Here is a 26,870-nt window from a genome sequence, read left to right on the forward strand (position 1 = left end):
TGACATTAACTAATTGGTTATAAGTTAAATATAAGAAAATAAACCCATAAAAACAAGTCAAATAGTTGGTAATCAGATATTTAAACACTTAACTTAATGACATTGACATCAGCCCCGCCCCCGCTTCAAGTCCGCTCCCGATGAAAATCGGGATTGCGGGCTTTCTCACTTTGGTCGGGTTTAGGTGGGTAAAACTGTAGTGCTATGAAACACATTTACACTGCCTATGGAATGTTGGTTTTAAATAAAAGCAATACATATTGATGAAATAAAAAATCTATTTGAGCTTTAACTTTTATAAGTTGTTCTTATAGTAATAGGTCGCTTTCCTTTAATTTTGCAATATTGTTGCATAAAAATATACAAGCACTTCTCATGCTAAGCTAAAATCTTATATTTGCATCTTTTTACAATACAAAACGGCTTTCTATGCAGCGCAAATGGTTTCAATATTGGTTTAATTCGCCATATTATCATATTCTTTATCAACAAAGAAACGATGCCGAAGCCGAGTTTTTTATCGATAAATTAACAGATTTCCTACAGCCAACACCAGAGGCTAAAATGCTTGATATTGCTTGTGGAAAAGGTCGGCATTCTATTTACCTTAACAAAAAGGGGTTTGATATTACCGGAATTGATTTATCAGAGCAAAGCATTAAATACGCAAAACAATTCGAAAATAATAAGTTGCATTTTTTGGTACACGATATGCGTCGCTTATTTTACATTAACTATTTTGATATTGCCTTAAACCTCTTTACCAGTTTTGGTTATTTCGACACCGAAAAAGACCACGTTAATGCACTAAAAACTTTCAGGAAATGTTTAAAAGCAGATGGAATTTTAGTTTTGGATTACTTCAATACAGAAAAAATTATTAGAAATTTAAATTATTGCGAAACAAAATCCCTTGATAATATCAAATTCAATATCACCAAAAATGTGGTTGAGGGCAAAATCATTAAAAAGATAAATTTCGAAGACAAAGGTAAAATATACAATTTCGAGGAACGCGTACAGGCTTTTAGTTTCGAAGATTTTAAGCGAATGCTTGCCAAAGCAGGAATGGTAATTGAAAAAACTTTTGGAAGTTACTCGCTTGATGATTTCGATGAATGTACATCTGACAGACTTATTTTAATCTGCAAAAAAGCATGATAGAGAGCATACAGCAATTTGATGTAGAACTGTTTTTGAAAATCCACCGTGGACTTTCGAACGGTTTTTTCGATTGGCTGATGCCATTAATGCGTAACCGGTTTTTCTGGTCGCCACTTTACATTTTTATCATAGTTTTTTGCATAAAACAATATAAAAAGCAAGGTTATTACATTATTGCAATGATGCTTTTTACTTTTGCAATGGGCGATTTAATTGCATCAAGAGTTGTAAAACCATTGGTTTCACGAGTTCGCCCTTGTAACGATTTAAGCTTGGCAAACGATATAATTCACCGCGTTCCATGTGGTAGTGGATTAAGTTTTCCATCAGCTCATGCAACCAATCATTTCGCTATTGCTGTATTTTTAATTTGCATTTTCTATAATCGCTGGAAACCTATTTTGCCAATCGGCATTTTTTGGGCATTCATCATCAGCTTTGCACAAGTTTATGTTGGCGTACACTATCCTGTTGATGTGAGCACTGGTGCTCTACTTGGAACGTTAATCGGTTTTATCTGTTCGAGAATATTTAAAAAATTACAACCTGATTTTTAAGCTATGGAAATCTGGAAAATATGCATACTCTTTTTTTGTGCCTTTTTAGGCGGTGCGGCCATATTTTTGGTTAAAAGCGATAAGTCTAAACTACTGAAACTCATCTTGTCTTTTAGTGGTGCTTACCTTTTTGCAATAACAGTTTTACACTTAATACCCGATGCATATAGCGGTCCGGATAAAGGCGAAATTGGCATTTTTATATTGGTAGGATTTTTATTGCAGGTATTTTTAGAGCAATTTTCGGAAGGTGTAGAACATGGGCATATTCATAAACACCACGATGGCAATGTTTTTCCTTTTGGCATTATGATTAGCCTTTGCTTACATGCTTTTTTAGAAGGAATGCCATTAGCCAAAGACCAGCACAATGAATTAATTTTCGGAATTGCTTTACACCACATTCCTGCTGCATTTGCGCTGGCAAGCATTTTAATGCAAAACCATTTCAAAAAGCAGAGCATATTTTTATATCTGATTTTATTTGCCATAATGGCACCATTAGGCTTCTATGTAAGCTTGGGCTTAAGCAATGGTACAATTGGTGGTGTAGAGGCTTATTTCAATAAAATAATGGGCATTGTAATTGGTATTTTCTTACATATTTCTACCACAATTTTATTCGAATCTAGTGCCGACCACAAAATTAACACCCGTAAAATGATTGCCGTTTTACTTGGAATTGGTGTGGCTTTGATTGGTTTCTTTGCGGGAGGACACTAACTCAGTTGGCAGTTTCCAATTAACCGTTTTTACAAACGGATGTATTGGCCTCAATTTAAGTTTTTAATTAAAAAATTTTCGGTAAATTACAGTATGGAAGAAATTGTAAATGAGCCCGCTGTAGAATATAAAAAAAGACATTTTACTGTAGCCGAATACCTTGAGATGGAGAAAGCATCACAAGAAAAGCACGAGTATTTTCAAGGGGAAATATTTTCAATGTCTGGCGCAAGCACAAACCATAATTTGATTTTCTCCAACTTATTCTTGCAGGTTGGAAATAATTTGAAAGGGAAACCCTGCATACCATTTGGTAGTGATATGCGAACGCAAATTATTGCAAATGGTTTATTCACATATCCAGATATTTCCATTTATTGTGATGAGGTTAAACAAAGTGATGTTGATAAAGAAAGTTTTATTGAACCTACAGTAATCATCAAAATACTTTCTCCATCAACAAAGGATTATGACAGAGGCCATAAATTTGACCTTTATAAAGATATCCCAACGCTAAAAGAATATATTTTGATTGATTCTGAATCAATATCTGTTGAGGCTTTTTTTATCGATAAAAAAAATAAATGGGTATTAAAAAATTATCAAGATATAACTGAAACTATGAGTTTTGTTTCGTTAAAGATTGATGTAGCTTTAAGTGAGATTTACAATCGCGTTAAATTTGACCCAAAAGCAAAATAATAGCAATTAATATCCTACTTTTTCTCTTTCTTTTTTCCGTAACCCCATGGGCAATGCTTGCATTTATTTTTGCAGCAATAACCACGTTTTAAATGATAAGCCTCGGTAAAAACCATAAAGCCATCTTCATTAAAATAAAAGTCTTCGCCCTCTTTCATGTTAAATGATTGAATTTTGAATGAGTGAATTTTGAATGGTTTGATACTTCTGTAGAAATTAGCCTAATCTCTCAATCATTCTCTAATTCTATTCTAGTTAAGTATTTTAACTTCTAATTTATCCTTAAAATATTCCTTAAGCTGGTTTCCATCGCCATGCAGTGTCCACACTTGTTTTGGTTTCACCTTTTCTATCGTTTCAAGTATAGCAGCCCAATCTACGTGGTCGGAAATGTAAAGTGAGATTCCGTTTTGCTGTTGCAGATTTACCCAGCCGGATGCAAAAGCCCGCACGACATTTATCGCTTTATGGTAACTATGAAAAACCATCGGCGGCACGATGTAAACCTGTTTTTCATGATTATTTTTCATTACTTTTCTATCGTACATTTTATAGTTGCCGAGTTTCACGCCGTAATCTTCGTAAATCTTTACGAATGGCATAATACTATGATGCACCATAATATTTTTGGTAGGGCAATAATCATTTAGCAATTGAATAATCCGCTGGCTTTTACCTAATGCATAAGCACCCAACATAATATTAGAGCTTGTTTCGTTAAGTTTTCTTATCTCATCTATTGGCGATGGATGTTTAGTATCTGGATTGGCAAATGTGCTTTCTGTAATTAAAACATCAGCCTCCACAAATTCAAAGGGTTCGCATGTAGCATCTGGTTCAATTTTATAATCGCCAGTGTAAAGATATTTTACACCATTATATTCCATTAAAACCTGTGCAGAACCTAAAATATGTCCGGCTGAATAAAAAGTTATGGTAACCTCTTTTATTTTAAACGATTGGTGATATGTTTTACTGTGAAAATCGACCGCTGCAAATTTACGGTAACGATGTTTCATAAAAGTTTCCGTAGCAGCCGTGCAATATACATTCTGACTTCCGCCTATCGCGTGGTCGCCATGCGCATGAGAAACAACAGCTTCATTAACCGGCTGTTGTGGATCTAAATAAAAATCGCCATAACTGCAGTGTAAACCTGTTGGTGTAACGGTAATAAAATCTTCTAAAATCATTTATAAGAATTTACAAGATTTGAGGATAAAACAGGATTTTGGAAATATAAAAACATTATGTTTTGTTAAAATAAAGCAAAGTGTTTAACAACTAATTTGATTTCGCAGCAAGTAGAAATTGTCGGTGTAAACATAGAACTTGTTCGATAATAGAGTGTTCTTCATCATTAGTGATAAAATGACTAGCCAATTTAGCTTTCTCTTCATCACTAAGCTGTCTATCCATTCGGGCCTTTACTTGTTCTGCCGAAACACCATCACGTTGCATTACTCTTTTAAGTTTTGTTTCTAATGGGGCGGTTACTAAAATAGTAGTATCGCACATTTTATAAGAACCACTTTCAAATAATAGAGCAGCCTCTTTTAAGGTATATGGAACATTACTAGAAATCGTTTCTTCCCAAGCATCAAAAGCTCTAAAAACAGCGGGATGAACTAAAGCATTTAACTTAGTCAATTCAGCTTCATTGTTAAATACAATACTTGCGATGTGTTTGTTATTTAACTTACCATCCTCAAAATAACTTGCTGCACCAAAGGTTGATTTAATTCCATCAATAAGTAAGCTATCTTTCATCATGATATCTTTTGCTTCCGTATCGGCGTAAAAAACAGGAATACCTAATACTTCAAAAACTTTACAGACAGTGGTCTTCCCGCTTCCTATCCCACCCGTTATGCCAACTTTATACATTATTTTTCTACTATAAAATCTACTTTAGAGGGAACGATTTTCACCAGCTTACAATAATCAGGAAATTCGGTAAGCCTTACTGTAAACTGGCTATGATGTAAATTCAACCAATCATCGGCATCAACAGTTGCGGTTATAAAACTCTCATCTACCTGCTCAAAATAATTTAAAGCAACCAGAAAAGTAACCTTGACTTTTTTTGGGTATAATCTTATGCTATTGTAGTTTCTGTTATTTATAATTTTGAGAGGAACTTCAACCGTTTTTTCAGTAAATTCATCAACAGGTAATTTCACTTCTACACTTGACGGGAAAATACTTACATTTTTGTGAGTACTATGTTGAATAGCAACACGTACAGTTGTGCTATTTTGAACCTTGTTTAGCTTTAAGGTATCTGTTGGCCACTCGCTAATCTTAGCTAGCTCTTCTATCGGGCCAGTAACTGTAACGTATGTAGGATTCAGTTTTATTGGACTTGCAATACCATACTGTTTTACAAACTCCACTTTTTCTATCAGCTTTATGTTAACCTTTTTTACTGTTCGTTTTGTAAAATCGAAGTATAAGGTATCTGGTTTAATAGAAATTACCTTTTGCGTGCTTTCGAGCTGCTTATTTACATTATATAGCTGATCAGAAAAAACTATGAATTCGCGATTACTTAATTTACTCAAACTCACCCAAATAGATTGTGGATTGATTCTTAATCTGGCAAAAAGTAGTTGCCAACCTGTTCCTTCAACTTGTAAGTCTACCGTATCTGACTGTAGTGGATGAAATGCCCTATTTTGAGGAAAATTCTTGTAAATAATAACCGTTTTAGCAGTATAAATATATTTATTATTAAGCGCCATAAACAACCACGCAGCTATTGCCAACAACAAGCAGGCTAATAGGCTAAGTACGCGTCTTCTCTCTATTTTTGTTAATCTAATAAAGGGCATAATAAATATAAAATGGTTTTGAAAAGAAAAATTAATCCAAAACACTATTAATCCAAATGTAATAAAACAAAAACAGTCCCGAAAGTTTTCGGGACTGCTCTTTATGATATTTAATTCCTTTATGCTTTTGCTGGCGCAGTTGCAGCTTTTGTTGCATCTAAAGAAACTGCCGATTTATCGAAACGTAGCTTAGCTCCAAATTCAGATTCGATTACAAATGTTGTATCGTTCATATCGATAATTTTGCCATGAATACCTGCAGTTGTAATTACTTTATCGCCTTTACCTAATTCTGCAACTAATTTTTTATGATCTTTTGCCTTTTTAACTTGCGGGCGAATCATAAAAAAGTAGAAAACTACCATGATTAATACCATTGGTACAATTGTACCTAACATACCACCACCTGCTGCTTGTAAAATTACTGTTGATGTCATTTCTTATTTATTTGTCTTGTTTAATTTTTTACTTCTTTGCAAGCACTTCGCCAACTAAGTGAACTGTACTTATATTCGGATTAGCGTTTGATGTGATCGTTACAACTTTATCCTGCATTCCCATTTTTCCTGTACTATTAAAAACTACTTTAATTACAGCTTCTTTCCCTGGCAATATTGGTTCTTTAGGTGTTTCGGGAATAGTACAACCGCAAGTTGCAGTTGCATTAGAAACAATTAAAGGACTTTTACCTGTATTTTTGAACTTAAACTCATGGGTTACACTTTCACCTTCAGTAATTTTTTCAAAGTCGAAAATATCGCGTTCAAAAGTAATAACAGCTGCATTAGCTGGTGCAACCGCCGAGGCCGTATTTCCTACAGAAACAGTTGAATTTGCTGTAGCACTATTGTTAGCATTACGACACGCAGTGAAAGATAAACCTGCTACAAAAAGGATGAATATTTTTCTCATTTTATTCTTCAATTAATCCGCGACCAAGTTTTTTAATCGTATTAGTTTTCTTAAGATCGCCTAAAATTTTGTCTAAAATACCGTTTATAAATGAATTACTTTTCGGTGTACTGTAATCTTTTGACAACTCTAAATACTCGTTGATAGTAACTTTTACAGGGATTGAAGGGAAATTAAGCAATTCGCAAATCGCCATTTTCATTAATATAGTATCCATTAATGCAATACGCTCGGATTCCCAATTTTTAGTACGTTCTGCAATCATTTCCTGATATTTTACATCATTTTGTAAAGTATGAACAAATAAATCCTGCACAAATTTGCTGTCTTCAATCCAATCAGCACTGATTTCCGTTAATTTATTTTTAAAGGGATCATCAGACGTAAAGTTTTTAAGCGTTTTTGCAACCATTCCTTTCATCACTTCATGATCAACTTGCCAGTTTATAAATTTCTCTTCAAAAACCTGAATAATAGCTTGGTTTTTAAGAATAATTTTTCTGAAGATGTATTTGATAATATCTTTCGATGATTCTAAACTTTCGTTTGGATCTGCAAGATATTCAGCATATTCTTTTGATGCTTTTAAAGAGTTGTATACTGTTTTACGGATTTCAGGATCGAAGCCCCAATCTACCTTGTATTTTTTTACCGCTGAAACGTATTCAGGGTTTTGCTGCATTAATACACTAAACTTGTTGTGCAACAATTTCATGTTCGGATTCATATCCTCTGCAGTTTTTAAGTGCTTATTTGCACGCTCTGCAGCATCGTTGGCTGTAAACTCAGTAACTTCGACCATTAACGAAAGCATCCAGATGTACATTTCGTACACACTATCGATACTTTGCATTAAAGTTTTTAAATCACCTTTAATGTCTTTTTTGTCTGCCATTTGCCAAGCAAAAATATTTTGCAAAGCTTTAATTCTTAAGTGCCTTCTATTTAACATGAATGTAAGAACGAGTGTGGTTTGTAAAACCGGTTAATAAATATTTAATATGTTGATTTAATTTTTTTGATATCTGCAATTCGTTTTTCTGCAATACGATTTGCGGCAATATTTGTTGGTATTTTTTCAGCTTTGCTTAGTTTAATTACATTTCTGGTTGCATCATAAATATTTTCGGTAAGCTGAACAGTACGTTTTTTACCGAAACCAGTTAGTTCAGAATAACAAGAAATTAATCCACCAGCATTAATTAAGTAATCTGGAGCAAATAATATTCCTTTTTTCAGCAATAATTCGCTGTCTAAAACTTCATCCTTTAACTGATTATTTGCTGAACCTGCAATAATTGCAAAATTCATACGCTCTATAGTTTTATTATTAACCGTTGCGCCCATTGCACAAGGTGCATAAACATCAGCATCAATACCAAAAATTCTATCTGCTTCTATAGGTTTAGCTTTATATTTACGAGCAACGTACGTTAGTTGTTCCTGGTTTATATCGCTAATTAGAACTTCGGCATTTTCCTTTCTTAATAAAGCCACCAAATGCTCGCCCACGTTACCAATACCCTGTACAACAACTGTTCTGCCAGCAAGCATATCTGTTCCAAAAACTTCTTTAACACTAGCTTTAATGCCTAAATAAACGCCTTGAGCTGTAAATGGAGCAGGATTTCCGGCACCACCAATTGATTCTGGCACACCAGTAACATGGTTGGTTTCCATGCGGATATATTCCATATCACGCGTATTGGTTCCCATTTCCTCAGCAGTTATAAATTCGCCATTAAGATTTTTAATAAACCTACCATAGCTGCGCATTAAACTTTCTGTTTTATCTTTTCTAGAATCGCCAATGATAACACCTTTTCCGCCACCCAGATTTAAACCTGTTATAGCCGATTTGTAGGTCATCCCACGAGATAAACGCAAAGCATCTTCCAGGGCTTCTGCCTCAGTAACGTAGCTCCACATGCGTGTTCCGCCCAAAGCTGGCCCTAAAGTGGTATCGTGAATTGCGATAATTGCTTTCAAACCAGAGTCTGGATCATTACAGAAAACCAACTTTTTATGCCCGTAAGCACTCAATTGCTCTAAAATGGATGAATCTGACGAAAAATTTGCTGGCATAATGAACGTTCGGTAAACCTGCTGCAAAATTAAAATAAAAAACCATTATTACATGATTTTAACTAAACTATAACAAAAATTGTTGCGCTTTGGCTAAGTTTGTACAGTATGAAACACCTAAGTCGATTAAATAAATACTTCTTAAAATATAAATGGTGGATTATTCCCGGAAGTATTTTCGTAGTAATATCTAATATTTTTGGTGTTGTACCTGCCCAGGTTATCGGTTATGCGGTAGATTTAATTACAGAAAATATCCAGGTTTATAGCTTGTTTGATGGGTTTAACCGCCAGCAAGTTATCTATGATATTTTTAGTCAAACTTTGTTATTTTTTGGTTTGCTAATCATAGCTTTATACTTACTGAGAGGGTTATTTCTATTTTTTATGAGGCAAACTATTATTTTAATGTCGAGACACATTGAGTTCGATATGAAGAATGATATCTACCAACATTACCAAAAACTAAGTTTAGGTTTTTACCGCAAAAACAATACTGGCGATTTAATGAACAGGGCTACCGAAGACGTAAATCGCGTTAGAATGTATGTTGGCCCGGCCATAATGTACACCATAAATACCTTTGTTTTATCGGTATTAATTATTTGGTCGATGTTTGATGTAAATTCTAAACTCGCCATTTATTGTCTTTTGCCACTCCCCTTTTTAGTAATTATTATTTACTACGTAAATACTTTAATTTTCAAAAAAAGCGGTAAAATTCAGGAAAGATTATCAGAACTTTCGAGTTTCGTTCAAGAACGTTTTTCGGGAATCAGAATCATAAAATCCTATGTAAGAGAGGATTACACCCGTACCATGTTCGAAATTCAGAGCAATGAGTATAAAAAAGATTCGATGAGTTTGGTAAAGGTTTCAGCCTTATTTTACCCTACAATGCTTTTATTAATTGGTTTAAGTACCATTTTGACCATTTATATTGGCGGCGTACAGGTTATGAATGGAAGCATAACTGCAGGCAATATCGCAGAATTTATTATATACATCAATCAACTTACCTTTCCGGTGACTATGTTGGGTTGGGTAACTTCGCTTATTCAACGTGCAGCTGCATCACAAAAAAGAATTAACGAATTTTTAGATATTCCTTCCGATATTCAATCTAATAACAAAGAAGAGCGAATCTTAAATGGCAATTTGAGCTTCAATAATGTAAGTTTTACCTACGCTGATACTGGCATACAAGCTTTAAAAAATGTGAGTTTCGATATCAGAAGCGGCGAATTTGTTGCTATTATTGGTAAAACTGGCTCCGGAAAATCGACATTAGCTAATTTGATTATGCGAATGTATGATGTAGAAAATGGTTCTATTAATATTGATGGGCAGGATTTAAAATCTTTAAACTTAAAAGATTATCGTGGGCAAATTGGTTTTGTACCGCAAGAAGTTTTTCTATTTTCTGATACAATTAAAAACAATATCGCATTTGGCTTAGATACTGTTACTGATGATGAAGTTTACGATGCAGCAAAAAATGCATCGGTTTACAACAATATAATCGATTTCGAAGAAAAATTTGAAACTATGCTTGGAGAACGTGGAATTACACTTTCTGGTGGGCAAAAACAACGTGTTTCTATAGCCAGAGCATTAATTAAATCGCCTAAAATATTAATATTCGATGATTGTCTTTCTGCTGTTGATACTAAAACGGAAGAGGAAATTCTGCAAAACCTCGGCAAAATCATGAATGGCAAGACCAGCATTTTAATCGCTCACCGTATATCAACTATTAAAAATGCTGATAAAATTCTGGTACTTGATGATGGAAAGATCATTGAACAAGGCACACATAATGAATTACTTAGCTTAAACGGGAGCTATACCGAGCTTTATAACAACCAACTTTTGGAAGAAGAAAGCCAAAGTAGTTAATTTGTGTTAAATTCTATTTTGAACTTTAAATATTTGCTTTATATTTACCGAAACCAAAAACCAACATCAATACCAACCATGGGAGAATTCGACAACAAAGAGAGAGAAGAAGTTTTTTCAAAGAAAGTAAGAGCAGGCAAAAGAACTTATTTTTTCGACGTGAAGGCTACTCGTTCAGGTGATTATTATTTAACAGTTACCGAGAGCAAGAAAAGATTAGAAGACGGTGTTTTCGTAAAACATAAAATCTTTTTATATAAAGAAGATTTCGAAAAATTTGCAGAAGGCCTTACAGAAACTGTTGAATATATTAAAACTCATCAGGATGTTGTTGAGAAACGCTATGAATATTCTGAAAATGGAGAGCACAGTGCAAAAGCAAGCGACGATTTTTCTTTTTAAGTAAATACAATTTCAATATAAAGTCCCGATGAAAATCAGGACTTTTTTTTGCTTAAATTCGATTCAAAAATACCTCAATATGAAACCGCCATGATTTTCAAAATCACACAGTGGAATGAACCGAGCTTGCGAGCTCTTGAACACCAGAATACAATAAAAACTAGTGAAAAACCATGGCAACTTCATCGCAAATGAAAACAAAATTTAAATGGATGAAAAAAATTATTTCCTCTTTACTATTAATTTCCCTTACAATTTGTTTATCTGCTCAAGAAAAAACGGATAAAAAACTTCAGCAAAAATTAAATGATTTAGTGAAAGGTTTTAATGGTGATGTTGGCATTTACGTAAAGAATTTAAAAACTGGTAAAGTTGCTTCTATTAATGCTGATACCATTTTTCCAACAGCAAGTATGATTAAAGTACCGATAACTTGTGGCGTTTTTAATAAAATTGAAAAAGGTGAATTAGGTTATCACGCAACATTAATGTATTGCGATAGCTTGTTATATGCCGGCGAAGATATTTTAGGTTCTTTTAAAGACAGCGAAAAAATCGCTTTAAGTAAAGTTTTAATGTTGATGATAACGACAAGCGATAATACGGCAAGTTTATGGTCACAACTTTTAGCTGGAACTGGAACCGCCATAAATGAAGTTATGGCAAACAACGGATTAAAAAATACCAGAGTTAACTCCCGAACTCCAGGCAGAAGAGAAAATCAACAAAAATATGGATGGGGACAAACCACGCCTAAAGAAATGGCTACTTTGTTAACGCTAATCAGAGATGGAAAGATGATTAGTTCTGCTGCATCTGAAAGAATTTATCGAAACTTAATTCGTATTTATTGGGACACAGAAGCACTTTCTCAAATCCCGCCAACGGTGCAAGTTGCTTCAAAATCTGGCGCTGTAGATGCTTCCCGTTCTGAAGTTTTGTTGGTAAATGCACCGCATGGCGATTATGTTTTTTGTATCACTACAAAAAACCAAAAAGATATTTCATGGAATTATAGCAACGAAGGCTGGACTATGATTCGAAACCTTAGTAATCTTTTGTGGAATTATTACGAGCCAAATTTTGGATGGGAACAACCAGAAGGCATGCAAAAATATTTCAAATAATTATTTTATGGCCATGTTTGCTGCGAACAGCATAACAAACAAGAAATATAAAATCATAATTACAATGGTAAATATTCCCCAAAATTTAAACAACGATTTTATGTTCAACATCGCATCGTTTAAACTTTCCTGATCGCCAAATAATACACCTTGCTTACCCTTATTAGAAAATCTAAAAAGTAATAAACTTGGATAGAAATACATCAAAGCAAGGACAAGATAAAATATTGTAATGGCGATTCCACCAGCACCAGCTAACGGCCCTAATTGAGCAAGCATACTAGGATTTGCGCTAATTGCGGCACCAATGCCGAAAGAGCCAATAATTAAAAATGCTGATAAAATAAAACCAATAATTGATAAGAATCTGGCCCATTTAGTTGTTTCATAAATGTAGCTCCTCATTTCTTCGGTAACTATCAATTTTACTTCTGCTGGCACTTGCTGTTCTAACTCTTCCATGGTGATAATCTGTAATTTTCGTTAAACTTAGATAAAATATCTATCTGCTACAAATTACAGCCTTTAATTAAAAGTTTTAAAAGCTTATCTTTGCCGCCTGAAAAAGGTGAAAGGTGAAAGGTGAAAGGTGAAAGGTGAAAGGTGAAAGGTGAAAGGTGAAATCGTAAATCGTAAATCGTAAATCAAGATAATTATAAATGGCATTACAATGTGGTATAGTTGGCTTACCAAATGTGGGTAAATCGACACTTTTTAACTGTTTATCAAATGCAAAAGCGCAAGCAGCAAACTTTCCTTTTTGTACTATAGAGCCCAATATTGGCGTAATTACAGTACCTGATGAAAGATTAACAAAACTTGCAGAATTGGTTAAACCAAATAAAGTTCAGCCGAATACAATAGAGATTGTAGATATTGCTGGCTTAGTTAAAGGTGCATCGAAAGGTGAAGGTTTAGGTAACCAGTTTTTAGGAAATATTCGTGCAACAAATGCAATTATACATGTTTTGCGCTGCTTTGATGATGGAAATGTTATCCACGTAGATGGTTCTGTAGACCCAATTCGCGATAAAGAAATTATTGATACGGAGTTACAACTTAAAGATTTGGATACAGTTGAGAAACGTATTCAGAAGGTAGAAAAAATGGCTAAAACGGACAAAGATGCAAAACGCACTTTTGAAATTTTAACTGTTGTTAAGGCACATTTAGAAAGTGGTAAATCTATTCGTACAACCAATTTGGAGCAAGATGATTTCGATTTTATTGAAGATTTAGGTTTACTTACTCAAAAACCTGTAATGTATGTTTGTAATGTTGATGAAGCATCGGTTGTTACCGGAAACAAATATGTTGATTTTGTGAAGGCAAATGTAGCTGATGAAAAGGCTGAAGTTTTGGTTATTTCTGCAAAAATTGAATCAGAAATTGCTGAATTGGAAAGTTATGAAGAGCGCCAGGAATTTTTAGCTGATTTAGGCTTAGATGAATCTGGTGTAAATAAATTAATTCGTGCTGCTTATAAATTATTAAACCTTTACACTTATTTTACTGCAGGTGTACAAGAAGTTAGAGCATGGACAATTACTAAAGGTTTTACAGCTCCACAAGCTGCTGGAGTGATCCACACTGATTTTGAAAAGGGCTTTATTCGTGCTGAGGTAATTAAATATATCGATTTTGTAACCTTAGGCTCAGAAAATGCTTGTAAAGAAGCTGGTAAACTTGGTGTTGAAGGTAAAACTTACATAGTTGAAGATGGTGATATTATGCACTTCAGATTTAACGTTTAAAACCCAACCTCCTAAAGGGGATTTAAAAGCATAAAGAATATGAGAGCTGCCTGAAAAAGGCGGCTCTTTTTGTGAGTTATTGTTTAGCCATCAAACACGGAATCCATCTATTCCAGATAGGAAAACTAACACAACTGCATCTTCCTCTGTTTTTAAACCCGATTGTACGGATGCCATTTTTCATGGCAGAAGGGAAAGCGGGAACAATCTTTAATAAATGTGTTGGTTTTGCTTTCCAAAAAACATATGGCAAACAATTAAATTCGACACAATAAACCTAAACTTCCAATCCATAAGCAGCCAATTGTGCTTTAGTATCTTCGTAAGTTGTGTGGTAAATGCCTTTTAAACCTAAACCTTCTGCAACTTGTACAAAAAGCATTCTATCGTCTATATACAAACTGGTTTCAACATCGCTTTGCGAAATATCTATGGCAACCTTAAATATATCGGCATCGGGTTTGCGAAAGTGAACAAAACTAGATGACACAAAAAAATCAACAAACTCGTTTAACTTAAAGGTGTTAATTCGATATTGATTTAATTCTCTTCCCTCGTTACTGATTACAGCAACTTTAAGATTATATTTCTTCTTTAATTCGCAAATCAATTGGATCATCTCTGGATAAGGCAATGATTTGGAGAACATAAATTCTTTAAAATCATCGTAAGAAAAACTCCGTTCTTCGAAAAAAACAATTCTTTCGAGGTATTCATCTAATGTCAGCTTACCAACTTCGTAAGTATCAAAAGTAAGGTGATGGCGTTCTTCTAAATCAACAGAATCGAGATTAAATAAAACAGAAGCTTCGCCTCTTGCCTTTCTATCCCATCCATTGGTTAATAAAACACCACCAATATCAGTAAAAAGTGTTGTAATTTTCTTCATAATTTAAATTTAAAGTAAAACGCCTTTTAAAAATAAAACAGCAAAACTAAAATAAATAATAAGACCTGTTACATCAACCAATGTTGCTACAAATGGAGCGGAAGAAGTTGCAGGGTCGGCACCTAATTTTTTAAGTAAAATTGGTAGCATAGAGCCACTCAGCGATCCCCAAAGTACAACAAAAACCAATGAAACACTTATGGTAAAAGCGATTAACAACCAATGCTCTCCATAAGTATTTGGCCATGCCAGATGCCAGAAAAAAATCCTCATAAATCCTATCACGCCCAAACAAAAACCCAATAAAAAACCTGAAGTGAGCTCTCTATTCATCACCCGCCACCAATCTTTAATAGTAACCTCGCCTAGAGCCATAGCCTGAATAATTAGTGTAGATGCCTGCGAGCCACTATTTCCTCCACAAGAAATAATCAATGGAATAAATAATGCCAACACAGTAGCTTTATGAATTTGACCCTCGAAAAAACCCATCGCGGTAGCGGTAAGCATTTCGCCAAGCATTAAAATTGCCAGCCAACCAACACGCTTTCTTACAAGGTTAAAAATCGAGGTATCTAAATAAGGTTCATCCAAAGCGGCTGTGCCACCAATTTTGTGCATATCTTCTGTATATTCTTCATTGGCAATCCAAAGAATATCATCAACGGTTACAATCCCTAAAAGAACATTATTTTCATCAACCACTGGCAAAGCCACACGATTATTCATTCTGAAAATACTGATAGCATCTTCTTGTGGGTCGTTGGCTTTTAAAGCGATGAAACGTTTATCCGTTAGTTCGCCAATAATTGCCTCAGGGTCGGCTAATAAAACCTCCCGAATCCGGATATCATCCAGCAGTACACCATCTTTATCAATTACATAAACAACATCGATGGTTTCCGAATTTTTACCATACCGCCTGATGTGCCTTAAAACATGAGAAATAGACCATTCGGGCTTTACAGCGATATAATCGGGCGTCATTAAACGACCTATACTATCTTCTTTGTAACCTAAAAGTGCAAGCGATTCTTTACGTTCTTCTGGCGGTAAAAGCGTAATCATTTTCTTTACCACATCGCCTTTCAACTCACTAAAAAGTGCCGTACGGTCATCTGGAGGCAAATCTTTAATAATTTGATTTAACTTGTTACCAGAAAGTTTTTTTATGATACGTTCTTGGGTTGGAAAATCAAGAATACGAAAAACGTTTACAGCACGATTTAAGGAAATCGTTTCGATAAATTTGGCTGCATATTGCGGAAGTTCATCTATTAGTTCTTCTACATCTGAGATGTTTAGTTCATCAAGATATCGCTTTAATGCCTTATCATCCTCCTTCTCAAGCAGTTCCTGAATCTCTTCTACAACCAATTCTTCCATAAACGACTAAATAATTTTGCTACATTCCTAAATCTCTATAAGCGGTTCGCAAAGGTGCGTTTTTATTTTTAGAAAAGCCAATTTTGGCATTAACCGTTCATTAATTTTAAGTAAAACAAAGACTATGTTTTTTTAGTTTTCGCAACTTATTTCTGCTAATAATTCTTTAATTCTCCTCAAAACGAATAAGATAGTAGATTTTGCAGGAATTAGCGGTATCATAAAAATTTGTCAATGTTACCTAACATATTGCTAAATTTAGAAGAACAACTTTAGTTTTTAAAAAGATGAAAAAGCATTTATCAAAACGTCTTTATACTATCATTAGTTTTATAGTATGCAATATATACTTAACTGGCTGTGTGCTAAATATCGACCAAAAGAAAGCAAACAAAATGCTTACAAATGATTATTGCGCCATACCCATACAATCTGAAATTAATCCCTCAAAAACTTCTATTAAAGAACTAGATAAAATAAACCCAGATTTACTGCGGAGAATAGGAATCGAGAATAGCGAGTTAATTCAATCTATTGGTTTAATTGAACCTCTTATAAAATTATCGATAAGTGAAAGCAGCACCGTTAATCTTAATAAGGAAAATAAAACAGAGGCACTAATGGATGTTAACCAAAAATTAATGTTGGCTAGAGATATAATAGGCGAAATTACGGGAGAACTGGATTGTGAGGCCGTTAGGGCTACCCGAATACGTGATTACCTTGCATCTTTAGGCACGAAAAGAAACAATAACCTAACCATAGCTGCAATATTTTCGGGGGCAGTTACGGGCTTGGCACCTTTAGTAATCAAGAATCAAAATCCTCAAAATGCCGTAGTTATTGCAGGTTCTGCTCTTTCGGCCGCACTAGGAGTAGCTGTTTTAACAAATAATAAAAAGAAAGTAGAATTTTTGCACGAAAGAAATCTATTGGGCGAAATATGGAATACGCCTGGCGACAGAAAATATCTGCCTGATTTTATCTGGACAATGCTTACATCCAAAATTGACCAATCTGCAAATAGTATATCAGATCTGCAGCGCATTCGTAATCGTTGGTCTAAACTGGAATTGTCAGGAATGGATAAAAAACAAGAGAAAGTATTATTTGGACAGGGAGGCACTTATACTCAAGATGAACTTAGTACCAGAATTAGCCTTTTGAATGAATTAAGTACAGAAATAAGGTTGCTCAATATCAGAATGACTAAGCTTTCGTTAATATTAAACGATAGAAAATAAAAAAGTCAAACACAACTACTTTGCAAAAGAAAATTACCACTCTCTAAACAGAAAGTGGTAATTCAGGGTGTTCCCAGCGGGATTCGAACCCACATCGGTGGTACCGGAAACCACAATTCTATCCATTGAACTATGGGAACAATGAGGTTGCAAATATAGAAGTTTACAGGATATATTGCACTTAAACACGGAATTATTGTAAGAACAATACTGAAGTAAAATGTAAATCGCTATCGGATACAGCTAATTACGATAGATCCAGAAGCCTAAAGGTTTTTGGACCTATCTCAACCAAACTGATTAAAATTAAAAGTCAACCTACTTTCTGTTACAATTGATAGTGGAACCAGCGTTTTGAGCACGGAAATTTGCTTCTGCTGTAGCAACATCTGCTTCTGTTCCACAATTTTCCATCGAGCTTGTTGTTACATTCCCTGCATTGCCCGAACCTTGCGATACACTTGCTGTGCAAGCAACACACACATTTTCATTTTCCTTTTTGCTACACGAAGTGATTAGAGCTGAAGCCAACAAGACTAGCATAGTTGCACCTGCAATCTTATGCGTTGTTAATTTTCTGAATTTCATAATTATTTCTATAAAAGATGTTTATAATATTAAAGCTATTCAACAATAGGCTTTCTATCCATTTTAACCAATCAAATTATGATTAAAAATAATTTTTAGCGGTTATATTTTAAAAACTGGTTTAAATATTTGTTGTTAACCTACATTTACCACAAAAATGCAGTAAGTCCTATGCCAAATGAGATGTTATCAAACCTTACCTTTTCTGCCCCATAATCTTTAAAGAGATATGTTCCGTTTGCGGCAATCTGATCAATAATTTCAAATCTAAAGTCATTGTCCGAATCGAAATAACTTGCATAAGCCTTAATTCCGATATTCCTTTTAATTTGTTTTTGAATACCTAAACCTGCCGACCAGCTGAAAGCACTCTTAGGTTTATATCTGAAATATGGAAGTTCGTTGGTTTGGAAAATTTCTTGATAATCTTCGCGAATTCTAAGAATGATATCGCCCTGAGCACCCGTAGAAGAGCCTCCTCCTAATTTTCCGGTAATAAACCAATTACTGGCTAAAGGCAAACTAAAGTATGGCCCAACGTGTAGATACCGAATCCCCATTGGCTGAGTGTAGTGGCTTTCTGCAACTGTTGGAATATCAGGATCGTTAAATTTGAGATTATCGTCATTCACTGGAAAACTACTAAATGCAAATTCTCCACCAACCCCAAGGTTTTTGCTGAAAAAATAAGCACCTTCTAATCCCAAATTAAAGCCTCCCTTAGCAAAAAGATCTTGCGATTTATCTGTTAAATCTTTTCCTAATGCCTGGGCATAGCCTAACCTCATCTCTATAAAACTAGGTTTTAGTTGTATTGGCACTGGGTTATTAGCAAGTTTAATATGTGCTCCACGCTCTTTAAAAATTTTATCGGCAATAATATACCCTACTTCGGTAGAAAGTATACCAATTCCTGCTCCTGCAAGCACATCAGAAATCCAATGTCGATTATTCAATTCTCTCCCAACTGCAGTCGCAGTTGCGGCTGTATATGCTCCAATACTATACAGCGGCGATCGGAACTGCCCGTATTCTTTATGTAGGAAAGTAGCATTCATAAAAGAATTTGCGGTATGTCCTGATGGAAAAGAATTTCTACTACTTCCATCAGGCCGCTCTACTTTAGCCATATATTTTACGGTATTAACAACTGTACCCATTATAGCTGCAGAGAAAGCATATGACACCAATGCCCTACCCATTTTATTTTTTCCTTTAACACCAGCTGCATTTAGTCCCAATACTGCTACTACAGGTGCGTATTGCAAATAATCATCATAATGGTAACGAAATGTTGGCAAATATCGGTTTCTGAAACTGCGAACTTCTTTTCTTGCCCCCCATGTTGCTGCACTACCAGCAAGTAGAATGGCTGGAACAACAGATACACGAACAGGTTTTGAATTCCAAAAATTGCGCTTCATTGTTAAACTATCTACCGGAATAATATTTTGTGAGCTAGCTTCGAATATTATTATATTTAGTAATGATAATGAGCTAATAGTTAGTTTTAGGTTGAATTTCATGTGATACGTTTTTATTATATAACATTATTAATCTGCAGGCAACTGATATTTGATATTCATTCTGTTTTTGTTCTTTTTAGCATTTATATGATTTAGGCCAACGGCAGATGCAAAGCCCGAAAGAGCCGTTTTAATCCAGTAATTAAACACAAACTTATTTCTGTTTCGTTCGAAGAAAATACTTGCAGGTTGATTATTTTTATGCTTAATAAAAAGATTTAAGATGCTGTTTTCTAAAAATAACCCAAAAGATTTGCGATTAGGGTTTTTATTATCAACCAAGGCAACGCTTAAATTTTTATATGGAAGTATTAAATTGCCAGTAGCATAATATTTATTACCGATCCAATTGGCGATAAGTTTATCACTGTTTCCACTATTTATTTTCAGACTAGCTAAAGGAGTACTTACCTGATTTAGAATAGGTAATTGCATAGGAGCAAGTTGCATATCCATTTTAAAGCTAGATAGAGAATCTAAATAGGATTCTCTATAGTTTACTTGTAGTTCATTTTTACCAAAAAGCATAGCTTTTCCTACTAAAACAAGACTATCACCGTTTCCATAGCTGTTGCTTAAATTAAAAAGATTTGTATTGATATCTCTTAACTCAATAACGCCTTCATGCCCTGTTTTAAACGCAATCTCATGAACATCGACACTACCATTTGTTAGATTTATTTTACCAATATGAAAAGGTTTTTTTACGCTTGCAAGTAATTTTGAAGGCATTAATTTCTCAATTAAAAACCGCTCCGGCATACGTTTATCTCTGCTGGTAAATAGCGAAAAACTATCAATTGTAATTAGAGGAAGCTCAATATTTTTCTTTGATAATATTTTTGCGATTTCAATTTTGTAAAAATTTACACTACCTACTTTCGCCTCGATATAATCGGATTGCCAAGGTTTAGAAACACGTAATTGCTCTTGAGATAAAACTGGCTTGATTTGTATTTGCTTTAGAGCTATCTTATTAAGCTCTGGATGTAATTCTGCACTTTTTATATCAGCTGTAATTGTTTTATTTTTAAAATAGATGCCGCTCGAGCTTAGAGAAACATTTCTAATTAACTTCTCCAATTCAAACTGTTGACCAAATTGATGGCTGAAATCTGCCTTACCTCCTTTGATCAACATCTCAGTAGCAGAAACTGATAGACTATCTTTATTTAGATAAAGTGCTGATGAATGAACATTCCATCCGTTCAGAACATCTATCTGGCGATTTTTAAAATTAAATTTAATATCGTTAAACTTAAAATTAACCGCAGCAGCATTCGTAAAAAGCCCTCTTTTTACCAGCCCCATATCTTTAAAAGCTAGTGTTGTATTATTCAGTTCAAACCATCCATCTTTTTTTAGGCGAACAAGATTCACATCTACATCAAATTTAGAATTTATGAAAAATGTATCAGCCTTAATGGCATTGTTAATCATAAAACTACCATTTGCAATCCGAACGCCATGAACAGCCAGTTCATGCGAAAAATTAAATGCATTATGATGCAGTTTAATTTTAGCGCTGTCATGAGATTTATTAACGTAAATTTTAGGCTCTTGAATTGTTAAATTACTAATACTGGCATCTTCTAAATCAGAAGATTTTATTAAGCTTTTAATACTAATCAGAGGAATCCTTGCGTTTATGCTATCGCCATTTTGATGTTGAAGAACACTGATATCTTCTACACTACTATTACCTGCCAAATTGAGTTCAATCTTTTTAGAGGTTATAAACAGACCCGGCTTAGAAAGTTGAAAATCTCTAAAGCTACCTCCAAAATACATCCATTTAAACCTTTCATGTTCTGTTTTAAATCCTCTAGCCAAAACATTTTTACCAATAAGCCTTATTGGCGCCTGCAAATTTTCGTTATTTAACCAAAATTGCTTAACGTACAAACTTTGAACATTTATTTTAGGCAACACGCCCTTTTTCGAATGTTTATGAAGCTGATTTGGTGTATTTACTTTTAACGATCCAATGCTTAACGAATCTATAAATAATTTTTTTTTCATTTTGTAGTATATCCCAGTCAAGCCATTCCCAAAACAATTTGGATGCTTCTACAGATGTGCCATTCTTCATTTTTAATAAAGCAGAAGATGCATTGTTATGTCTTACTTTACCTTTAAATTCATAATCTTTTAACTTTAGCGTTAGTTTTGGCGAATGATAAGCCAATTGTTTAAAACTCATTTGGGGTATAGCATGCTTGATTTCAATAGATGTATCACTATTTAAAAAATTATTGGCAAAAATTTTCGCATCCAAATGATCAATTCGTAAACGAGAATTCAAATTCTTGCCAGAGCGCATGGCTAATGTTCCGTCATCAATTTTAAATTCTTCAACAGAAATCAAATCTTTTATGCTACGTAGTGCATCAAATAATTTCGGAAGAGGCTTCTTTGAACTCCCTTTTACTTGATTTGATGAATTATTTAATATCGATATAAATGGTTTTTTTAAGGTCGCCTGGTAAGCAGAAAGTTTATTAGCTATCAGATCTGCAATGTTTATTTTGCTTAAAGATAAGGCTGGCGTATAAAAAGTTAGATTGTGATTGAGATTTGAATGAGTCGGAGAAAATTTGGCACCTTTTAGTAGCAACTCGTCCTTATATATCCCAAGTTCATCAGCCTCTAATTGCGATTTGCCATCTTTAGCTATAAAAATAAACTTTTTCAGGGCTAACTTAACACTATCTACATTTAACGATTTTATTTTACCTGGTTTATAATTTAAATTATAAAGTGACAAATCGATTTTTTTGGAGTTGTAAGTAGTGGAATTTAACGAATCTATCGGATGTAAAACACTACCATTATCTATTTTTACATACCTAAATTTTAAAGACTTTAGCAGGCTTTTAGTTTGGCTAACCGGGGTGTTTTTGTGGCGAATATGGCCTAGTTGTACCACTGGATTGATAAAAAATATACTGTCTACAATAAGCTCATCCTTTTGGAAAAGCATGGGCAAACTCGATGCTTTAAACCTAACTTTATCGGCAATTAACCTGTGAATGGTTTTCCCGTTATGTTCATTTTCCTGCACCTTGAATGAGTCTATTTCAGCATATTTTTTCTTACCTGAAAAATAAAATCGATTGAAGGCCAAAACATGACGACCATCAGGTAAAATTATTTGCTGTTTACCAACAACTAATTCAATATCTTCTGATGAAAAAAGGTTTTGCTCCATCTTCAACGAATCAGAAAAATTTCTAATCGTAAGGTTTACTTTTCCTATATCCATTAGGTGACCACCTAATTTACTACTAAACTTATAATTTGCATTTACAATACTAAATGCACCTACCCTTAAGTGCTTTAGGATATTGTGAATAATCACATCAATTTTATCTGGCTGAAAATTAATTTTTTCTATCCTTTTTTTATGTTCATGCGCAGCAAAAATTGGTGAAATAACTGATAAACTATCTACCGATACACGTTGATGAAAAATAAGATCGGAAAAAGATTTAATTTTGAAATGTAGGGTTTTGATTTTAAAGGTATAATGAACGTCAGTATTTACGGTATCTCTTCTGGAAATTACAGCGTCTCTGATGAACAGATTTTTTTTAAAGATAGAAACATCTATATCTCTACAATCGAATACATATTTGTCGTTAGATTTTTCTTTAAGCGCAATTTGTATAATATCCTTAAAGCGATAATCTATAATATAGAATAAAATACCACCAAGCACCACCCTGATCGCTAAAAAAATCAACAATCTCTTTCCCCATTTTTTTTGTTTTGGCGAGAGCTTCATTTAAAATATTGGTGAGATGATTTCAGTATAAAAACTGTAATACTAAGATAATCATTAGAAACATAAAAAAAAATACATTTTATTCTTTTAACTAGAAACTTTTTAAAGGAAAATTGAACTAGCTTTGTAGCATATAAATTCTAACTGATTATCATTCCTATAAATCATATTTCCTTAAAAATCAGAAGATTTCTATTTCGCTGGTTTTACAGTGAGTACTTTACTGATGCACTTCGAAATACTTTAACAATTGTATTTCCAGTTTTTCTATTCTTTTTTCTTGGCGATAAAAGCAGAGCTATAAGTATTGGAGTCGGTGCATTAATAATTAGTTTAACTGATTTACCAGGTAATAGCGGAAATAAATTTAGAACAGCCTGGCTGAGTATTTTATTTTTTATAATTTCCTCTACCATCATTTTGGTAACATTAAATAATCCTATCGCACTTGGGCTTGCAGTCGTAATTCTGACATTTATTTTTTCGATGTTTGCAATTTTTGGATTTAGAATGGTATTAATTGGTCTGACAAGTACCGTTTTAGCCATTTTCATTCTTGGCTTACGTCCAACTAACCCGATTGCTTTTAGTATAAATATTTTAATAGGTGGATTATGGTACTATTTAATCAGTCTTCTACAGGTTTGGATTTGGCCATATCGCTCAATTCATCATGCGATATACGAATGTTTAACAGGTACAGCATCGCTCCTAGCATTAAGGGCAAAAGCTTACGATGAATCACTAAAACCTGACGACTTTGACAATCAAAACATTCTACTTCATTTAAAGCTTAATAGCAAACAAGAATTAATGAGAGATTTGCTTATTGGCGATAAGCGAACAATGAGTAAGGGAAACCAAAAAGGTAATCGATTATTAGCCATTGGCCAAGATGTTATCGACCTCTATGAACAAGTAACAGCCATTCATCAGGATTATGAGCTTTTGCAAGGAGAATTAAAAAAAATCGAGGCCCTAAAGCTTGTTCAAAGTTTAATTAAAATGTTATCAATTGCACTATATAAATGCAGTAGCCGTTTCCTTGGTAAGAATTTGCCAAAAAATCAAATACTTGGAGATAAATTTGAACAAGACCTTAAACAGCTTTTTAAACTGGCAGATATAAGCACCCTTCCCTTGCCCGAAAAAGTTGCTGTAAACATTCAGTCAATTGCTAATTTGATTAAAAATATCGATTCTGATATCGAAATAAAGTACACAAACGATATTAAAAAGGTAGAATATTTAGACTTTCTTTCGAAACAACAACCATTAAATATTAAGGATATTAAGAGTCAGTTTTCGATACACGCTCCCGTTTTTCGATTTGCACTTCGCCTATCAATTTTAAGTCTGATTGCTATGTGTATCAACTATTGGATACCTGAACAGCATTACACTTACTGGTTTTTATTAACCATAATGATAGTTAATCGACCAAGTTTTGGCCTAACCAGAAAAAGAAATTCAGAAAGGCTTAAGGGTACTATTATTGGTCTTGTGGTCAGTTTTATATTATTGCAGTTATCACTTTCCATTTGGCTTCAACTCATTCTATCCATTTTATCGTTATTGGGCTTCTTTGCTTTTAATCGTATAAAATATCTTTTCAGTGTTTTCTGTATTACCGTTATGGTTATACTTTGCTTAAATATTTACCATGGTAGCCCACTATTATTAATTGGTGATAGACTTATTTTTACCCTTATGGGTTGCGGACTTTCTTACGTTGCTGCCTATATTTTCCCAATTTGGGAGGCGCCAAGGATTAAAATGTTAATCTCAGAAACAATTAGTGCCAACCGCGATTATCTTTTTAGGGTTTTAAGTTTTAAAAATGGAGACGCCAATTTACATCAAATAAGACTTGCCCGAAAAGTTAGCTATTTAAAGTTTGCAAGTTTTACAGAGGCGCTAGAATCGCTGAAAAAAGAACCGCAATCTAGCTCTTTAGATATGAACGGACTTTTAAGGATCCAGGCGCTTTGTTATCAAATTAACGGGCATATTGCCGGAATATCTTCATCTAATGATTCTGCCATAAATGATGGTTATTTAAAATCAGGTGTTTTGGAAGATTTGGATTATTGCAAACTGAAAAGTAGAAATTTAAATATTACTTCTATAAATAAAAGTTTTAATGCTGATGATGAATCAGTACCATTATTATCAAAACTGGTTAATAAATTAAAACAGAATTTTACCTGATGAAAGGGATTTTAATCACTTCTTAAATGCCGATATTATCTTTTTAACAATGGTTACAAGGGCTACAACGATTAATCCAGCAATCAACCCTATCCCAAATTCTTTAATTATTGGCGTTATCTGTGGAAATAAATGATGTAGGTAATCAATATTGTGAACAAAGATTCCGCCCGATACCATAATCAAAGCAATTGTACCAACAACACTTAAAATTCTGATAATAATGGGAAGTGATTTTACTAATAAGTGCCCTATTTTTGAGAATAAACCTTTATCATTTGTTTGCTTAATCATTTTATAGCCAGCATCATCCATTCTAACAATTAATGCAACTATACCATAAACGCCAATTGTAGCTAATAGCGCAACAACAGAAACCGTTATAATCTGCAAGGATAAACTTTTATCTAAAACAGTTCCCAAAGCAATAATTACTATTTCTACCGATAAAATAAAATCAGTTGTAATTGCTGATTTCACTTTTGTTTTTTCGGCATCACCTGTGCCTTCTTCCTTAGTTTTTACGACCTCAGCAGCTGTTTTATGCCGATGGAAGAGATATTCTACTATTTTTTCAACGCCTTCATACGCCAGGTAAAGTCCGCCAAGAATTAAAATAAATTTAATTGCTATCGGGAAAAACACATTTAACAATAAAGCAACAGGAACGATAATTATTTTGTTAATTAAAGAGCCCTTGGTAATCGCCCAAAGTACAGGTAGTTCTCTAGAGGATAGAAAACCAGTAGCTTTTTCGGCATTGACTGCTAAATCATCGCCCAATATGCCAGCAGTTTTTTTTGTTGCTATTTTTGCCGTCACTGCAACATCATCCATTAACGCCGCTATATCATCTAAAATCGCAAAAAAACCTGAAGCCATACTTATCTAATTAATTTGTTCGCAAAACTATAAATTCGATTCTGAATTATAGTAAAATAGATAATTAAACTAATTGTTTTCTGAACAATAAAATTTATTGAAATAGGCACTTGATGAATACTAATAAAATTAGTAAATTAGCTTTATGGAGAATCGCTTTAAAAGTTTATCAATATTTGAATTTCAGTCTAAATTTCC

Annotated in this window: 27 protein-coding genes and 1 tRNA gene; 10 read left to right on the forward strand and 18 right to left on the reverse strand. The window is 33.9% G+C overall.

Going from position 1 to position 26,870, the window contains the following annotated elements:
• Positions 1-429: 429 nt before the first annotated feature.
• From ACFOUY_RS10980 to ACFOUY_RS10995, 4 genes are all read left to right on the forward strand, one after another.
• Positions 430-1,161, forward strand: coding sequence for a class I SAM-dependent methyltransferase (locus ACFOUY_RS10980; RefSeq protein WP_378960642.1), 732 nt, complete (start codon positions 430-432; stop codon positions 1,159-1,161).
• Positions 1,158-1,721: a phosphatase PAP2 family protein gene (locus ACFOUY_RS10985; protein WP_378960644.1), complete on the forward strand. Its 564-nt coding sequence runs from the start codon at positions 1,158-1,160 to the stop codon at positions 1,719-1,721. Before ACFOUY_RS10980 ends, ACFOUY_RS10985 begins: the two co-directional genes overlap by 4 nt.
• Positions 1,722-1,724: 3 nt before the next feature.
• Complete coding sequence (locus ACFOUY_RS10990) at positions 1,725-2,444, forward strand: ZIP family metal transporter (RefSeq protein ID WP_378960645.1); 720 nt, start codon at positions 1,725-1,727, stop codon at positions 2,442-2,444.
• A gap of 93 nt (positions 2,445-2,537) precedes the next feature.
• Positions 2,538-3,146: a Uma2 family endonuclease gene (locus ACFOUY_RS10995; protein ID WP_378960647.1), complete on the forward strand. Its 609-nt coding sequence runs from the start codon at positions 2,538-2,540 to the stop codon at positions 3,144-3,146.
• Between the two features lie 14 nt (positions 3,147-3,160).
• Here ACFOUY_RS10995 and ACFOUY_RS11000 read toward each other — a convergent pair whose 3' ends face one another.
• The 8 genes from ACFOUY_RS11000 to ACFOUY_RS11035 all read right to left on the reverse strand — a co-directional run bounded on the left by ACFOUY_RS11000 (position 3,161) and on the right by ACFOUY_RS11035 (position 8,977).
• The gene (locus ACFOUY_RS11000; RefSeq protein ID WP_158526271.1) at positions 3,161-3,304 is read right to left on the reverse strand and encodes a DUF5522 domain-containing protein; all 144 of its coding nucleotides are present in this window, start codon (positions 3,302-3,304) and stop codon (positions 3,161-3,163) included.
• 93 nt (positions 3,305-3,397) lie between these two features.
• Positions 3,398-4,339 carry an MBL fold metallo-hydrolase gene (locus ACFOUY_RS11005; RefSeq protein ID WP_378960649.1) on the reverse strand — a complete coding sequence of 314 codons (942 nt, stop codon included), beginning with the start codon at positions 4,337-4,339 and terminating at the stop codon, positions 3,398-3,400.
• Between the two features lie 91 nt (positions 4,340-4,430).
• Entirely contained in the window at positions 4,431-5,033 is a 603-nt protein-coding gene (gene coaE / locus ACFOUY_RS11010; RefSeq protein ID WP_378960650.1) for a dephospho-CoA kinase, read from the reverse strand.
• Positions 5,033-5,980 carry a CdaR family protein gene (locus tag ACFOUY_RS11015; protein WP_378960652.1) on the reverse strand — a complete coding sequence of 316 codons (948 nt, stop codon included), beginning with the start codon at positions 5,978-5,980 and terminating at the stop codon, positions 5,033-5,035. The genes coaE and ACFOUY_RS11015 overlap by 1 nt, the downstream gene beginning before the upstream one ends.
• Positions 5,981-6,099: 119 nt before the next feature.
• Entirely contained in the window at positions 6,100-6,417 is a 318-nt protein-coding gene (gene yajC / locus ACFOUY_RS11020; protein ID WP_378960653.1) for a preprotein translocase subunit YajC, read from the reverse strand.
• 28 nt (positions 6,418-6,445) lie between these two features.
• Entirely contained in the window at positions 6,446-6,892 is a 447-nt protein-coding gene (locus ACFOUY_RS11025) for a DUF1573 domain-containing protein (protein WP_378960655.1), read from the reverse strand.
• A gap of 1 nt (position 6,893) precedes the next feature.
• On the reverse strand, positions 6,894-7,844 hold the full coding sequence (gene nusB, locus ACFOUY_RS11030; protein WP_378960657.1) for a transcription antitermination factor NusB: 951 nt from the start codon (positions 7,842-7,844) through the stop codon (positions 6,894-6,896).
• Positions 7,845-7,888: 44 nt separating this feature from the next.
• Positions 7,889-8,977, reverse strand: coding sequence for a Glu/Leu/Phe/Val family dehydrogenase (locus ACFOUY_RS11035; RefSeq protein ID WP_344764500.1), 1,089 nt, complete (start codon positions 8,975-8,977; stop codon positions 7,889-7,891).
• A gap of 108 nt (positions 8,978-9,085) precedes the next feature.
• Here ACFOUY_RS11035 and ACFOUY_RS11040 point away from each other — a divergent pair, with 108 nt between their 5' ends.
• The 3 genes from ACFOUY_RS11040 to ACFOUY_RS11050 all read left to right on the forward strand — a co-directional run bounded on the left by ACFOUY_RS11040 (position 9,086) and on the right by ACFOUY_RS11050 (position 12,405).
• On the forward strand, positions 9,086-10,876 hold the full coding sequence (locus tag ACFOUY_RS11040; protein WP_378960659.1) for an ABC transporter ATP-binding protein: 1,791 nt from the start codon (positions 9,086-9,088) through the stop codon (positions 10,874-10,876).
• A 78-nt stretch (positions 10,877-10,954) separates the two neighbouring features.
• Positions 10,955-11,278, forward strand: a complete 324-nt coding sequence (locus tag ACFOUY_RS11045; protein WP_378960661.1) for a DUF3276 family protein — start codon at positions 10,955-10,957, stop codon at positions 11,276-11,278.
• 212 nt (positions 11,279-11,490) lie between these two features.
• Entirely contained in the window at positions 11,491-12,405 is a 915-nt protein-coding gene (locus ACFOUY_RS11050) for a serine hydrolase (RefSeq protein ID WP_378960662.1), read from the forward strand.
• Here the strand turns inward: ACFOUY_RS11050 and ACFOUY_RS11055 are convergent, their stop codons facing one another.
• Positions 12,406-12,867, reverse strand: a complete 462-nt coding sequence (locus ACFOUY_RS11055; protein ID WP_378960663.1) for a DUF5362 family protein — start codon at positions 12,865-12,867, stop codon at positions 12,406-12,408.
• A 197-nt stretch (positions 12,868-13,064) separates the two neighbouring features.
• Between ACFOUY_RS11055 and ychF the strand changes: the two genes are divergently transcribed.
• Complete coding sequence (ychF, locus tag ACFOUY_RS11060; protein ID WP_378960664.1) at positions 13,065-14,159, forward strand: redox-regulated ATPase YchF; 1,095 nt, start codon at positions 13,065-13,067, stop codon at positions 14,157-14,159.
• Positions 14,160-14,436: 277 nt separating this feature from the next.
• Here ychF and ACFOUY_RS11065 read toward each other — a convergent pair whose 3' ends face one another.
• Positions 14,437-15,048, reverse strand: a complete 612-nt coding sequence (locus tag ACFOUY_RS11065; protein ID WP_378960665.1) for an HAD hydrolase-like protein — start codon at positions 15,046-15,048, stop codon at positions 14,437-14,439.
• A gap of 9 nt (positions 15,049-15,057) precedes the next feature.
• Positions 15,058-16,434 (reverse strand): magnesium transporter, encoded by a 1,377-nt coding sequence (gene mgtE, locus ACFOUY_RS11070; protein WP_378960667.1) that lies wholly within the window; start codon positions 16,432-16,434, stop codon positions 15,058-15,060.
• 287 nt (positions 16,435-16,721) lie between these two features.
• Between mgtE and ACFOUY_RS11075 the strand changes: the two genes are divergently transcribed.
• Positions 16,722-17,678, forward strand: a complete 957-nt coding sequence (locus tag ACFOUY_RS11075; RefSeq protein WP_378960668.1) for a hypothetical protein — start codon at positions 16,722-16,724, stop codon at positions 17,676-17,678.
• A 68-nt stretch (positions 17,679-17,746) separates the two neighbouring features.
• Here the strand turns inward: ACFOUY_RS11075 and ACFOUY_RS11080 are convergent.
• The 6 genes from ACFOUY_RS11080 to ACFOUY_RS11105 all read right to left on the reverse strand — a co-directional run bounded on the left by ACFOUY_RS11080 (position 17,747) and on the right by ACFOUY_RS11105 (position 23,998).
• Positions 17,747-17,818: transfer RNA gene (locus ACFOUY_RS11080), tRNA-Arg, on the reverse strand.
• A gap of 178 nt (positions 17,819-17,996) precedes the next feature.
• Complete coding sequence (locus ACFOUY_RS11085; RefSeq protein ID WP_378960670.1) at positions 17,997-18,266, reverse strand: hypothetical protein; 270 nt, start codon at positions 18,264-18,266, stop codon at positions 17,997-17,999.
• Positions 18,267-18,412: 146 nt separating this feature from the next.
• Positions 18,413-19,792 carry a phosphatase PAP2 family protein gene (locus ACFOUY_RS11090; RefSeq protein ID WP_378960672.1) on the reverse strand — a complete coding sequence of 460 codons (1,380 nt, stop codon included), beginning with the start codon at positions 19,790-19,792 and terminating at the stop codon, positions 18,413-18,415.
• A gap of 27 nt (positions 19,793-19,819) precedes the next feature.
• Positions 19,820-21,814 carry a hypothetical protein gene (locus ACFOUY_RS11095; RefSeq protein ID WP_378960673.1) on the reverse strand — a complete coding sequence of 665 codons (1,995 nt, stop codon included), beginning with the start codon at positions 21,812-21,814 and terminating at the stop codon, positions 19,820-19,822.
• On the reverse strand, positions 21,741-23,579 hold the full coding sequence (locus ACFOUY_RS11100) for an AsmA family protein (protein ID WP_378960675.1): 1,839 nt from the start codon (positions 23,577-23,579) through the stop codon (positions 21,741-21,743). The genes ACFOUY_RS11095 and ACFOUY_RS11100 overlap by 74 nt, the downstream gene beginning before the upstream one ends.
• Positions 23,580-23,785: 206 nt before the next feature.
• A complete protein-coding gene (locus ACFOUY_RS11105; RefSeq protein WP_378960677.1) occupies positions 23,786-23,998 on the reverse strand; it encodes a hypothetical protein in 213 nt (70 codons plus the stop codon).
• Position 23,999: 1 nt separating this feature from the next.
• Here ACFOUY_RS11105 and ACFOUY_RS11110 point away from each other — a divergent pair, with 1 nt between their 5' ends.
• Positions 24,000-25,790, forward strand: coding sequence for an FUSC family membrane protein (locus ACFOUY_RS11110; protein WP_378960678.1), 1,791 nt, complete (start codon positions 24,000-24,002; stop codon positions 25,788-25,790).
• A 15-nt stretch (positions 25,791-25,805) separates the two neighbouring features.
• Here ACFOUY_RS11110 and ACFOUY_RS11115 read toward each other — a convergent pair whose 3' ends face one another.
• Positions 25,806-26,672, reverse strand: coding sequence for a DUF808 domain-containing protein (locus ACFOUY_RS11115; protein WP_378960679.1), 867 nt, complete (start codon positions 26,670-26,672; stop codon positions 25,806-25,808).
• Positions 26,673-26,870: the final 198 nt, after the last annotated feature.

Source organism: Pedobacter jamesrossensis (genome assembly GCF_042650905.1).
In the GTDB taxonomy this organism is placed as follows: domain Bacteria; phylum Bacteroidota; class Bacteroidia; order Sphingobacteriales; family Sphingobacteriaceae; genus Pedobacter; species Pedobacter jamesrossensis.